This is a genomic window from Sulfoacidibacillus thermotolerans (genome assembly GCF_003144315.1).
Classification (GTDB): domain Bacteria; phylum Bacillota; class Bacilli; order Alicyclobacillales; family SLC66; genus Sulfoacidibacillus; species Sulfoacidibacillus thermotolerans.
The window spans coordinates 96,549-109,653 of record NZ_MPDK01000005.1 but is presented as its reverse complement, the minus strand read 5'-3'; the positions used below and the strand labels follow the sequence as shown (position 1 = coordinate 109,653).

At 46.9% G+C, this 13,105-nt stretch carries 12 protein-coding genes; 1 reads left to right on the top strand and 11 read right to left on the bottom strand.

Going from position 1 to position 13,105, the window contains the following annotated elements; translation table 11 throughout:
• Genes BM613_RS14860 through BM613_RS04770 form a run of 3 tightly spaced genes read right to left on the bottom strand, consistent with a single transcriptional unit; the run spans position 1 to position 2,993 of the window.
• Entirely contained in the window at positions 1 to 948 is a 948-nt protein-coding gene (locus BM613_RS14860; protein WP_146192764.1) for a helix-turn-helix domain-containing protein, read from the bottom strand.
• A gap of 35 nt (positions 949 to 983) precedes the next feature.
• On the bottom strand, positions 984 to 1,757 hold the full coding sequence (locus BM613_RS04775; RefSeq protein WP_245926243.1) for a DUF3388 domain-containing protein: 774 nt from the start codon (positions 1,755 to 1,757) through the stop codon (positions 984 to 986).
• 9 nt (positions 1,758 to 1,766) lie between these two features.
• Positions 1,767 to 2,993 (bottom strand): hypothetical protein, encoded by a 1,227-nt coding sequence (locus tag BM613_RS04770; RefSeq protein WP_109430030.1) that lies wholly within the window; start codon positions 2,991 to 2,993, stop codon positions 1,767 to 1,769.
• A gap of 168 nt (positions 2,994 to 3,161) precedes the next feature.
• Here BM613_RS04770 and BM613_RS04765 point away from each other — a divergent pair, with 168 nt between their 5' ends.
• A complete protein-coding gene (locus BM613_RS04765; protein WP_109430029.1) occupies positions 3,162 to 3,503 on the top strand; it encodes a hypothetical protein in 342 nt (113 codons plus the stop codon).
• A 58-nt stretch (positions 3,504 to 3,561) separates the two neighbouring features.
• Here the strand turns inward: BM613_RS04765 and BM613_RS04760 are convergent, their stop codons facing one another.
• From BM613_RS04760 to BM613_RS04725, 8 genes are all read right to left on the bottom strand, one after another.
• Entirely contained in the window at positions 3,562 to 4,185 is a 624-nt protein-coding gene (locus BM613_RS04760) for a hypothetical protein (RefSeq protein ID WP_109430028.1), read from the bottom strand.
• 72 nt (positions 4,186 to 4,257) lie between these two features.
• Positions 4,258 to 6,846 (bottom strand): FtsK/SpoIIIE family DNA translocase, encoded by a 2,589-nt coding sequence (locus BM613_RS15640; RefSeq protein ID WP_109430027.1) that lies wholly within the window; start codon positions 6,844 to 6,846, stop codon positions 4,258 to 4,260.
• Between the two features lie 173 nt (positions 6,847 to 7,019).
• Positions 7,020 to 7,256 (bottom strand): YlzJ-like family protein, encoded by a 237-nt coding sequence (locus BM613_RS04750; protein WP_109430026.1) that lies wholly within the window; start codon positions 7,254 to 7,256, stop codon positions 7,020 to 7,022.
• Positions 7,253 to 8,029 (bottom strand): ClpP family protease, encoded by a 777-nt coding sequence (locus BM613_RS04745; protein WP_425450685.1) that lies wholly within the window; start codon positions 8,027 to 8,029, stop codon positions 7,253 to 7,255. The genes BM613_RS04750 and BM613_RS04745 overlap by 4 nt, the downstream gene beginning before the upstream one ends.
• 69 nt (positions 8,030 to 8,098) lie before the next feature.
• Positions 8,099 to 9,799, bottom strand: coding sequence for a ribonuclease J (locus tag BM613_RS04740; protein WP_109430025.1), 1,701 nt, complete (start codon positions 9,797 to 9,799; stop codon positions 8,099 to 8,101).
• Between the two features lie 102 nt (positions 9,800 to 9,901).
• Positions 9,902 to 10,789, bottom strand: a complete 888-nt coding sequence (dapA, locus tag BM613_RS04735; protein WP_245926242.1) for a 4-hydroxy-tetrahydrodipicolinate synthase — start codon at positions 10,787 to 10,789, stop codon at positions 9,902 to 9,904.
• 25 nt (positions 10,790 to 10,814) lie between these two features.
• Complete coding sequence (gene dapG / locus BM613_RS04730) at positions 10,815 to 12,020, bottom strand: aspartate kinase (protein WP_109430023.1); 1,206 nt, start codon at positions 12,018 to 12,020, stop codon at positions 10,815 to 10,817.
• Positions 12,020 to 13,060, bottom strand: coding sequence for an aspartate-semialdehyde dehydrogenase (locus BM613_RS04725; protein ID WP_109430022.1), 1,041 nt, complete (start codon positions 13,058 to 13,060; stop codon positions 12,020 to 12,022). Before BM613_RS04725 ends, dapG begins: the two co-directional genes overlap by 1 nt.
• Between the last annotated feature and the right edge of the window lie 45 nt (positions 13,061 to 13,105).

Genomic DNA, 13,105 nt, shown 5'->3' with positions numbered 1-13,105 from the left:
CTACTTCTTTACAAAAGAATATGTATAGCCTCCTTGAGCCGACTTTGCAAGTGGAACAGGGAGACCATTGATCGTCATCGAAATTTTGCGGCTCGCCCCAGCATCAATTTGAATCGAATGCTGAGCTGTCCAAGACACCGTTTGTCCAGGCGTCAGAATCTCGCTTGTCACAAGCATTTGCCCATCTCCCACCACTTGGATCCAACAGCGGCCAGAAACAGCGGTCACTGATAATTTTAATGGTTCTCCTGTCACTACTTGAAATGTCGCACGAATAGGCGTACTTTGCGTCTCTGTCAATACAACCGCATTCGCTGCCGGAACACGAGTTGATCCATGATGGGTCCCTGCATTCGCCTTTGTACCAACTCCAGAGTGTGACTTTGAACTACTGAACAACGTCATTGACTTTCGGGCGGGTGGTTGATGCACTGCCGCAGTGACAACGATGATGAGCGTCAGTGCAACAAACAAGAGCGCGAGTGCACCTAGGGATGCCTGCCACGTCCACCTTCTGGATAGAAATAACGGACGTTGCTTGGTAGACCATTTTTTTACATCCGCCGTTTGTTTCCCGATAGTTCTTGACCCAATCGGCTCTGCGTCAGTATAGCGATCTATAGCTGGCGTACGCTCATTTGCCTGCGCCTCGCCGTTCTCAACTCGATGCGCGAGATACTGTGCCGTCAATTTAGCGCCATCTAGCCCTAAATAATCAGCGTAACTACGAATAAATCCGCGAGCATATACGATTCCAGGCATGATGCTAAGATCGCCCTCTTCGATCGCCAAGAGATAGCGACTGCGAATTTTCGTCGCTTCAACCACATCACTCAGTGTAAGTCCACGCGCTTCACGCGTTTGACGCAAATAATTGCCGAGTTCACGCAAGGCTTCCTGCGAACCCGAAAAGTCGTCGCGCTTCATTCCAGATCCGTTCTCTTGCAACGGAAAACCCCCTTAGAATCAATCCGATTGGACGCTCATTCCATAAACGGATTTTCTAATGCGTGGTACGTAATCTCTTCATCCATGGCATTGCGCAGTTCGATCACGCGATCAAACAATCCCCAAGTAAATTCCGTTCGCTGCACAAACAAATCAGGGTGCTCTATGATTTTTGGCGCAGGTAAGCGCAAAATCCTTCGCACCAAACGCATATGATCCTCATTGCCTCTCATTGTCGACACAATCCCATCGATGATATACACGTGATCATCTGTGCTCAACTCATCTTCAGTCAAATCCGTGCGTAAGGTTTGTTTCAACAATGTCGAAGAAATAAATGTCCATCGCTTCCCTGCATACACACTTGCCGCCACCATTGACTCAGTTTTCCCAACGCGCGGCATCCCGCGAATTCCCATCACTTGATTCCCGGATCGTTTCAAATGTTCTCCTACAAAATCGACAAGCAATCCTAAATCATCACGTGTAAAACGATATGTTTTATAGGGCGCATCATCGGCTTCCCGCTCAATCAATCGGCCGTGTTTGAGCGCCAAGCGATCAATCAGGCGCGGCTTGCGCAGCGCTGTCACAGTAATGTTGTCTACTTGAGTAAGCATCGTCTTTAGAGTTTCTATTCGCGCTGGGTCGTCTGATTGCAATAAAAATCCTCGCCTTCGATCTTGTACGCCGCTCAGTGTCACGATATTGATCGAAAGCATGCCAAGGACAGACGCAATATCGCCAAGCAACCCAAATCGATCTTTTTGAATGTGATACTCAAAGTACCACTCCCCTACTTCTGCCAATGAAGCCACCTATCCTTTGGGCTTGCCCGTTGATTTTGCACTACTAGAGGGATCTTTGGGAACACTTCCCACAGAGTTTGTCAAATGGCTGACCTGCGTGCCAGCACTCGCGAAAGAGGAAGTTGCAGTTGTGCTCCCACTTGAATTTGACTGCGGCAGAGTAACACTCGTTCCTTGTGCCCCCGTCTTTACAGTCGTTGGTCCTTGAAGCGCAGATGATGGCATAAGGACGGGCGGAACAGGCAAATGCCATGCTAGCGCAGTTTGGACAGGAAGGGATGTATTTGCATACTGACTAGGAGTAATCTTTCCTGTTGTACAAAGCGTCTGATATACCTGTACACCAGAGCTCCCCTGCCAACCCGGGTACCCAGATAACGCCACAAACTCACCTGTAGACGTCTGCAAAACGGACGGCAGAGCAGAATTTGCTTCAAGCGTATGCAAAGCTAGCGAAAGCGCAGCCGCATCAAAGGCATTCACATCCAATTGGCCAATCTGCGTTTGGTAGCTCAGACCACGCGCGCCAAGGTTAACGTCAATCACAGGAAGGGAGAGCGCCTGCACTGCAGATTTTACTGCGGAAGTTAGTCCACCGATTACAATGAGATCGCGCACAGGATTGCTCGCTAACATGGCTAACTGTTGTTGTGTTGAGCCAGCAAATAACTCCGGAATTGCACTGGAATAAGCACAATGCATCCCTGACGAGATCGCTGCAACAACGTCACTACTACGTATGTCAGAAGGCAAACTCCCCAGTAAAATGCCCACTGGCTTTCCATACCCATGTATGCCGCCAGCAAGATAACCCGCAATCGAAGCTAAGCGTTGGACATTGGGAATGATCCAAGTGACATTGGCTGGCGGTATTTGTGAACCGGAATAGCCGATCCACACAAAATGAACATTTTTTTGTGTCTGTGCCAACGCCTGTTCAGCCGATGTAGGATTTAGGAAAATCACTGCGCGCGCATGAGCGACCTGAAGATCCTGCTCTAACTGTGCCACATGCTCTGGTGCAGTTATGCTTACTGCCGTGATCCCGCCTATTGCTCCTTCAAGTGCACTGGCTACTGCAAAAGAGGACAAAACAGCCGATGTCCCCACCACGACAACGCTCGTACGTTTTGCATTTGGAGTGAGCGTTTGCACGTTCACAAATCCACACCCCGTTACACTCATTGCGATCATACTTATCATCACAGCCCAAACTGCACGTCGAACGTTTCGCAAAATACAGTAATCCCCCAAGATATAACAAGTTTCACATCATGTACATTTGCATTAGCTCATGCTGTTTTCATTATTGTACCATGGAGAAGTAGACCTGCAAAACCTCAATCACGCATTCACTTGCGAGACTCGCACGAAAACCTCATAATAGATTACGAGGTGTAAACGATGAACTCTAATCATGAACATTATTCTGTAGCACGCGCCTTTTATCAGCTTGACTTTTATTTAGAGGCGATCAATGCCCCCTTTTCTATTAAAGATTTGTACCGTCGAGCTTATGCGGAAAAACGCAAAGATCATTTCGACGATCAGTGGCTTGATCATTTGGCAGACGACGAGCATATCCGCGAAAGTTTAGAGGACTCATTCACAGCACACACCATTGTAGAAACACTGTTGAAAACAGGCCACGAAGCTGTTCTTAGACAACTGATCAAACACCTGCGCAAAGAGCGCATCCATTTTGCCGAAGTGTATATTTCTGGCGCTGGAAAAAAGAAATCTTAGCCATTCCTTTGCTTTGATCTGAGGGTTCACCCTTGTGCAAATTCGAAGGATTGCGACCTTAACTACGATACTCTGCAAAAGCTTGATTCGTTAGCGCGTGCGTATAACGATCAACGGATGCCAGTTCACGAGTAAGTTGCACTCCTTGATCAGGGGCAAAGGTCTTTAGCGCCAAGGTTTTTGCCGCTTGATCGCCAAGCCCAACCGCCATGATATAATGCCCATCTTCTTCAATATAAAGGGCTGCGAAATCCACTCGAATTCCCGGTAGACGATACGCAGCCAGCAGATATCTCGTAGCATCATCAGACGCAGTGAGGTAAGTATGCGGCAAACCACGCAGTGAGGAAGTTGCGACGATCGAAACTCCCCCATCTGCCATCTTCTGAACAAACAATTCTTGTAATCCAGGAACGGCAGTTTTTAAGCTGGTTGCAATCTGTTCTGTTTTTGCATTTGAGACCGTTTGCAGTGAAAGATCCTCTGTAAACCCCGAATCCTGCAAGTGCTGCGTCTGCACCCTGTCAGTCTGCTTGATAAATCCCCCCGTCTGTTCAAAGTAAACGATCATCCACGCCACTGCACAGAGGATAACGAAAAGCGCCAAGCGTTTGGTATAAGACTGACGGCGCATTTCTCGTAAACTTTTTAATCCTATGTTTTTTTGTGACCCCACTTTCACTTCCATCGCTCCTTTGCCGCACATCATACCCTATCAGTTCATCATACGCGGCAAACAGGAGAACATGTCCACTTACCCGCTCGACGAATGCCTTGTTAGCCATTGTTCCCGACTCATCAAGACCTCGCGTGGCTTGCTGTTCTCAAACGGCCCAACAATGCCCATTGCTTCGAGTGAATCGACCAAACGCGCAGCCCGCGCGTACCCCACTTTTAATTTTCGCTGTAGAAAAGATACGGAAGCCTGTTCTGATTCAACAACAATGCGAACCGCCTCTTCAAATAGTGGGTCCAAGTCATCAGCAGCTTCTGTTTTATCTTCAGTTAACGCACTAAAGTCATCCAGGTACTGCGCCTCTTGCTGTCGTCGAACAAATTCTACCAACCGCTCCACTTCAGGTTCGGATAAAAAGGCACCTTGCAGACGCACAGGTTTAGACGCACCCACAGGCATATACAGCATGTCTCCCCGCCCTAACAGCTTCTCAGCCCCTGTACTATCTAAGATCGTACGTGAATCGACACCTGAAGATACGGAAAATGCAATACGCGATGGGATATTTGCTTTAATTAATCCCGTGATCACATCCACAGAAGGCCTCTGTGTCGCCACGACCAAATGGATGCCCGAAGCCCTTGCCATTTGTGCTAAGCGACAAATGGCATCTTCCACGTCCCCTGGCGCAACCATCATCAAATCAGCCAACTCATCGATGATCACCACAATCAACGGCAAACGCGGTTTTCCCTGTTTCTCGGCAAATTGATTATACCGTTCAAGATCCCGCACCTTTGCTTGACTAAACAACTCATAGCGGTGTTCCATCTCTGCGATCACCTTACGCAAAGCGGCGGCCGCTCTACGCGCTTCTGTCACCACGGGAGCAAATAAATGCGGAATCCCGTTGTATATACCCAATTCAACCATTTTTGGATCAATCATGATAAATTTTACTTCATCGGGTTTTGCGCGAAATAAAATACTTGCAATGATCCCATTAATACAGACACTTTTCCCTGATCCTGTGGCGCCTGCCACGAGAACATGAGGCATTTTTGCTAGATCCCCAACTACCGTGCGACCGCTGATATCCTTTCCTAAGGCAAATGAAAGCAAACTTTGCGCCTTCATAAACTCTTCGGATTCTATCACTTCACGAAAACTGACGACAGCGATTTCTTTGTTTGGCACCTCGATCCCTACTGCCGATTTTCCCGGAATAGGAGCTTCAATTCGAATGTCACGCGCAGCAAGGGCCAATGCTAAATCATTGGTCAAATTCAAGATGCGCGAAACTTTAATTCCTGCAGCAGGTTGAATCTCATATCTGGTCACTGTAGGTCCACGACTATATCCAAGAACCGTGACATGAACACCAAAACTTTCAAATGTCTCTGCTAATTTTTTTGCATTGTTTTGTAGATCACGCTGCGAAGATTGGCTTTCCCCGCGCTTAGTAAGCGTGCGATCAAGAAGTCGTACATCTGGCAACAGATAGGGACGACTCTCAGAGGATAAGTGATCCTGCGTTCCTCCATTTTCCTGAGACACATCAGATGTAAAATGACTTTCTTGCTCAACCCCAGCCACCTGCTGCACAAAAGGATCGGGTTTTAGCGAATTTACTTTACTCCTTGGCAATTGTACCGTCATCCGACTATGCGCTTCATCAAGTGTTACATGCGGTTCTGTCACCTCATGCTCGTCAGAGATCGTTGGCATTTCATGAATTTCAAGTTCTCCAACTTCCGCCATAAAATCTTCATATCCCGGTTCCTGTTGATAAGGCACCCCAAAATCGGGAAATGGAAATGACGTCTTAGTTTCTGCTAGATGCCCACTCTTGTCTTGAATAAACTCTGGCTCCTGATTTATCTCTTCATGCGATTGCAATGCGTCTTTGCTTGTCATGCGCTGCCTTGCATTTTTCCGTGTAGAAGAAGCTTGACCCGTTGAGAAACTTTCTTTCTGCACTTCGCGCTCCGTCTGAACACGCTTTTGCGTCCGCTTTGAACCACCTTGTAAAACATTTGCCATAAGTTTCATAAACACGCCGAATCCACGCTCAAACCGCGTCTCAAAAAATCGCGAACCTTTTTCAATCGTACCGATGATCGACTTGCGCGTCATTAACACAACTGCAATGATCGAAGCCACCACGAGTACGAGCAATGTACCTGTCACAGCAAATAAATATTGCAGTCCAGCGAATAACGCATATCCAACCATACCGCCCCCAGCATTAGCAGGCGGTAATACCGTTGAACGGTCGACGACAAGCACGCGCAAGGACTGCGAAAGCGAGGTTATTCCAACCTGTGTGAGATGCAGCAAATCCGGATGGTCAGTCCCATATTCAATCACACCTTGCGAGTAGAGATCGAGTTCACTCCACACTAAAATGACAAGAAGCCAAATCGCTATGCCAACTTGAAATGGCGTAAATCGAAAGCGATTGCGGCGAACCATCACGATACTTGCGACCCACATGATATATAAAGGAATAAGAAAATGCCAATTCCCGGCTAACATGACACAGAGATCGTCGAGTCCCTGACCGACCGCACCCAGATCTCCAAGCGTCACAATGCCGACTACAAACGCTAGTAACCCTAGCACTTCATATTTCAAGACACGTTTTGCGTGATCTAACTTCGCCATCAACAAAAGCCTCCAAAATAATTCCACAATCAAACCTGCTACCTATCAGTCATTAATTCTGTTTTACTTCTAGGATATCCTGCTTCTTTCACATAAAAACGGACCTCACACGGGCTCCGTCTATGAGGTCCATACGAAATTAGAAATTTTCAATCCAACAATTCTTAATTCGTTTATTTTTGTCCAAATAATTCCGTTAAGTCTACAATTTGTCCTGGAGCCCAATCTGCCCGCAAATAATCAGCTGGGCGCGGTGAGATGAGGCGGTGAATACGCATTTGTCCGTACCCCAACCATTCGACGACGAGCGTAGCACCACCAAACTCAATCGTTTGTAACTTCGGCTGACGTGTAGGATCATCATATCCGTCAAGCACCGTTTCAATTGGAATTACGGACCATAGGATCATTGCAGTACACCCCGCGGTCTCGTCTCTCGATCACGCGCAATCAGTTCATACATTTTTCGCATGGCTTGGCCTAATCCACCAATTTCATCAATGAGCCCATAATCAACCGCATCGCGACCTACTACAGTTGTTCCAATATCGCGAGCCAATTCTCCAGTTGTCAACATCAATTGTTTTAACGTTTCTTCGCTAATACGAGAGTGTGCAGTGATAAATCGTGTAACGCGCTCCTGCATCTTTTCTAGATATTCAAAACTCTGCGGCACTCCAATTACTAATCCATTTAAGCGGATAGGATGAATCGTCATCGTGGCACTCTCCGCAATAAATGAGTAATTACTCGCTACGGCAATTGGCACTCCAATCGAATGCCCGCCCCCAAGGACTAGTGTAACCGTTGGTTTTGACAAGGAGGCGATCATTTCTGCAATCGCAAGTCCCGCCTCAACATCTCCACCCACTGTGTTCAAAATGATCAAAACGCCTTCAATTCGTTCACTTTGTTCAGCGGCAACCAGTTGTGGAATAATGTGTTCATACTTTGTCGTCTTGTTTTGCGGGGGCAAAACGAGATGTCCTTCGATTTGACCGACGATTGTTAAACAATAGACATTGGATTCATCAGTTATCGGACTCGTCTGCCCCAGTTTTTCAATATTTTCAGCGACGCTCGGTTGTTCTTGTCCCATCGGCACAGACTCCGGCATCCCTGGATTCGGGTTTGTCTGCGCAACTGCTTGTCCGCTAATAAAAGGTTCTTTGCCATGACTCATGTGCGTCACTCCTCATCAGTCTCGCTGCTAGTATGTCGCACTGCATGGCATCTATGCGGTTAAAGGCATTTACGCTTCCATAATAATCGGCAACACCATGGGTCGACGCCTCGTTTGTTCATATAAATAACGCGACAAGGCATCTCTTACCCCCGTCTTCAACCCATTCCAGTCATTGATATTGTCTGTAGCAAGTTTTTGCAGTGTTGAAGATACAATCCGATTCGCTTCATCAAGTAGTTCTTCGGACTCGCGCACATAGACAAATCCACGCGAAATGATGTCTGGACCTGACAAAATTGTACCTGTCTGTTTTGACAACGTGACCACGACGACTAAAATTCCATCTTGCGACAAAAGTTTGCGATCACGCAACACGATGTTTCCAACGTCACCCACACCAAGACCGTCAATCATTACCGCTCCTGCTTGCACTTTGCCACCTAAGCGCGCAACGCCCCCTTGAAATTCAAGCGTATCGCCGTTGTCCATGATAAAGATATTGTTCGGTTCAACCCCTGTCGCACGTGCGAGTTCTGCATGGCGATTTTGCATACGAAACTCACCATGCACAGGAACGAAGTACTTTGGACGAATAAAATTTAACATTAATTTTAACTCTTCCTGACTTCCGTGACCCGACACATGAACACCTGATACGGATTGATAAATCACATGTGCGCCAATACGGAACAACTGATCAATGGTCCGCGAAATGGACTTTTCATTACCCGGGATCGGTGAAGACGCAATAATCACCGTGTCACCTGGATAAATCTCTACTTTGCGATGAGCTGCACGCGCCATCCGAGTTAGGGCAGACATCGGTTCCCCTTGTGAGCCGGTCGTCAATAATGCTACTTCGCGCGCCTCATAGCGAGAAATGTCATCTGGCTCAATCAATGTTGTTGGCTGGACTTGCAAATAACCTAGATCGCGGGCAATCGCAATATTATTCACCATACTGCGTCCGATTACGGCCACTTTACGCGAAGATCGCTCTGCCGCATAGATCACTTGTTGTAAACGATGAATGTTCGAAGCAAATGTCGAGAGAATAACACGACCTTGTGCATTTCTAAACACTTCATCAATCGTCGCGCCTACAGTCCGCTCGGACATCGTAAAGCCAGGTCGCTCAGCGTTTGTACTATCTGATAAAAGTGCAAGCACACCGCGCTCGCCAAGTGCAGTCATTTTCGCATAATCAGCATGTCGACCATCCACAGGCGTTTGATCAAATTTAAAGTCACCCGTTTGTACGACGAGACCCTCTGGTGTGTCAATCGCAAAACCAACTGAGTCCGGGATACTGTGATTGACATAAAAACAAGAAACCTTAAAATGGCCTAATTTAATTTCACTTTGGTTGGTAATGGGAATGAGTTTTGTCTGTTCTAGAATGCCATGTTCACGCAGTTTCGCTTCCACGAGACCAAGGGTAAGCCGTGTTCCATAGACGGGTACTTGAAGCGTTTTTAAGACGTAAGGCAACCCTCCAATATGATCTTCATGCGCATGAGTGAGAAAAAGTCCCCGGAATTTATGCTTATTTTCAACTAAAAAGGTGATGTCAGGAATGACGATATCGACTCCTAGCATCTCTTCTTCTGGAAATTTTAACCCTGCATCCACGACAATCATATCGTTGCCGTAAACGTAGGCTGTCATATTCTTGCCGATTTCCCCTAATCCGCCAAGCGGAATAATCGACAATTTGTTTGTAAAGTTCTTACTCAACGGTACACCTCCACCAAATTCTTTCACCATCAACAAAAGCAGGGCATTTCTAACCGCACTCGTCTGGTAGTCCGATTATACATGACCTGCCAGTATGATCTCAAGAATGCCCTGCATCATTTTTACAGCCCACTAATGAACAATCGTCAAATCCAGCAATGTCCCTAAGGTTCGCCGCAATTCCCGCAATTCTTCAGGAGTCGCTGCCACAAGTGGAAGGCGAACAGACCCTACACGAACATTTAGCATCTCAAGTGCTGCCTTTACGAGTACTGGATTAGACGTTTTAAACAGACCTTCAAAAAGTGGCATAAGACGATGATGCAACCGTCGCGCCTCATTTAGATCACCGTCAAAAAAAGCGTGCAACATCGCACTCATCGGATCTCCAACTACATGTGATGCCACACTGACAACCCCGTGTCCGCCGAGTGCTAAAATGGGGAGCGTAAATTTGTCATCGCCACTATACACATAAAAATCCTCTGGGGTCTCTCCAATAATTCGAGAAATTTGCGTAAAGTCCCCAGACGATTCTTTTACTGCGACAATATTATCAATCTCTGCAAGACGAATAATGGTCTCAGGTGTAATATTTACAGATGTGCGGCCAGGAATGTTGTATACGATGATCGGTTTATCCGTCACCTGCGCCACACTTTTAAAGTGTTGATAAAGCCCTTCTTGAGAGGGCTTATTGTAATATGGGGCAACCAGCAAGAAAGCATCGACATGTAATTGATCAACTTCTTTTGTAAATGCGATTGCTTCAGCAGTATTGTTTCCCCCTGTCCCTGCAATGACAGGAATACGGCCATTGACATGACGAACCGTTTCCTCAAAAAGAGTCAGTTTCTCACGATGCGTTAGGGTTGCCGACTCACCGGTCGTCCCACTTACAACGAGCCCTGTCGTACCTGTGGCAATCAGATGATCGATCAATTTGGGGAGACGATCTAAAGCGAGTTCCAGCGAATCATCAAATGGTGTTACCATCGCTGTCACCAACTGACCAAACATCAGAACCCCTCCTCTGTGGTTTGATTTATAGATTGAACTTATCGTGAATAGCTCGCAGCGCCTTGACCATGTCGTTTTCATGAACAAGACACCAAATCGTCGTGTTCGAATCCGCGGATTGTAAAATTTCGATTTTTTCTTCCGTCAGAGCTTCCACAATCCGTGCCATGACGCCTGGCACTCCATGAATACCCGCTCCAACTGCAGCTACTTTGGCGACATTCGGGATTGTCTGCACCTCTAGATCAAGTGCATGGAGTGCAGCAACCGCCTGTTTTACATGAGTATTTGGAACTGTATAGACTACTTCTTCAGGTGTAACATTAAAAAAGTCTACAGAAATTCCATTCTCAGCCATAGAGCGGAAAACAAGATTTTGGAATCCTGTTTGTGCAGCGTGAGACCGCACTTTAATTTGTGTTAAATTTTTACTATGCGTCACACCTGTCAAAATTTTATCATTGGCAGGGCGTGCTTCAAGAAAATGCACGCCACTTGTCACAAGTGTTCCTGGATCATTGGATTCCGTGCTGCGCACGCGAATTGGGATATTCTTTTGCATAGCAAGTTCCACAGCCCGCGGATGAATGACTTTAGCACCTTGAGAAGCAAAATTTGCAATTTCTGTGTAAGTTAAATGCGTTAAACGGCGAGCATCTTGAACAATGTTGGGATCTGCGGTCATAATGCCATCCACATCCGTGAAAATATCGACAAATTCTGCATCTAATGCTACCCCTAGCGCTGTTGCCGATGTATCACTACCTCCGCGTCCAAGTGTCGTCGTCTCTCCCTCGCGTGTCATTCCTTGAAATCCCGTGACAACGACAATGCGATTTTGTTCTAATTCTTTCATAATGCGTTCCGGATCGATCTTTGCAATACGCGCATTACCAAAGTCCGAGGTCGTCGCGATGCCTGCCTGCCCACCTGTTAACACAGTGACTTCGTGGCCGCGTCCCCGCAACATCGCACCAAAAATGACTGCTGAAATCGTCTCGCCACATGACATCAGAAGATCTTGATCACGCGCCGAAACAATGTCCTCACTCGCAATTAAATTCAGCAGAGTATCTGTCGCGTAAGGTTCGCCAATACGCCCCATCGCAGATACGACAACGACGACAGAATACCCTTCTTGCATGGCAGCTTCAATATGCATGATTGCTTTTTCACGCATAGGCCGGCTGGAGACAGATGTTCCTCCAAATTTTTGAACAATCACTTTCATTACAAAACACCTTCCTGCCGAACCCAAATCTCAGCGATTTGAACTGCATTGAGCGCAGCGCCTTTCAGAATATTGTCAGCAACAACCCAGAGAGAAAGGCCATTTTCGACAAACAGATCTTTGCGCACACGTCCAACAAACACAGGAAATTCTCCTGCCGCCTGCAGCGGTTGTGGATAGATCTGATTCGCCGGATCATCTTGTAAAATCAGTCCAGGTGAATTTGCCAACAAATTCTTCACATCTTCCAATACAAAAGGTTTTTCTGTCTCTACGTAAACAGCTTCTGAATGACCATATACCACAGGTACTCGAACCGCCGTTGGCGTCACTTGAATCCTTGAATCTGCCAGAATCTTATGCGTCTCATTGACCATTTTCATTTCTTCTTTGGTGTAGCCATTGGCTTCAAACACGTCTATCTGCGGCAATACATTAAAAGCAAGTGGATAGTGCTTTTCCAACTTTGACACTGGCAGCACACTTGCTGTAGGACTTTCCCCAGTCAAAATGGCCGCTGCCGTCTGCTTTAACTCTTCGATCGCCCGTTGCCCAGCCCCAGACGCAGCTTGATAAGTCGAAACGACAATGCGACGGATGCCATATACTTGATAAATAGGGTAGAGGGCGACCATCATTTGAATCGTGGAGCAATTTGGATTGGCGATAATTCCATGATGATTGAAAATTTCATGCGCATTGACTTCCGGAACCACTAAGGGAACTTCTGGTGCCATTCGATACGCACTCGTATTGTCAATCACCAACGCCCCACGTTTTACAGCCTCAGGTGCTAAACGCAAAGAAACATCCCCACCTGCGCTAAATAAGGCAATATCAACTCCTTCAAACGCTTCTGGCGTCGCTTCTAAAACAGGAATTGATTCTCCGCGCACATCAATCACAGTTCCTGCAGAGCGCGCAGACGCAAGCAATTTTAAAGAGGCAAACGGAAACTCGCGCCGCAAAAGCGTATCGATCATCGCCTGACCAACTGCTCCAGTGGCGCCAACCACCGCAACGTGCACATCTCGCTTCACTACATCTCATCCCTTTCACACCCGTTGCGTCGCAAGCATCCGTCT

What these genes read in the sequence shown, in the direction of transcription:
- BM613_RS04765 (WP_109430029.1), top strand. Translation starts at nt 3,162, where the DNA reads ATGAACTCTAATCATGAACATTATTCTGTAGCACGCGCCTTTTATCAG.
- BM613_RS15640 (WP_109430027.1), bottom strand. Translation starts at nt 6,846, where the DNA reads ATGGCGAAGTTAGATCACGCAAAACGTGTCTTGAAATATGAAGTGCTA.
- BM613_RS04750 (WP_109430026.1), bottom strand. Translation starts at nt 7,256, where the DNA reads ATGATCCTATGGTCCGTAATTCCAATTGAAACGGTGCTTGACGGATAT.
- BM613_RS04745 (WP_425450685.1), bottom strand. Translation starts at nt 8,029, where the DNA reads ATGAGTCATGGCAAAGAACCTTTTATTAGCGGACAAGCAGTTGCGCAG.
- BM613_RS04740 (WP_109430025.1), bottom strand. Translation starts at nt 9,799, where the DNA reads ATGGTGAAAGAATTTGGTGGAGGTGTACCGTTGAGTAAGAACTTTACA.
- dapA (WP_245926242.1), bottom strand. Translation starts at nt 10,789, where the DNA reads ATGTTTGGTCAGTTGGTGACAGCGATGGTAACACCATTTGATGATTCG.
- dapG (WP_109430023.1), bottom strand. Translation starts at nt 12,020, where the DNA reads ATGAAAGTGATTGTTCAAAAATTTGGAGGAACATCTGTCTCCAGCCGG.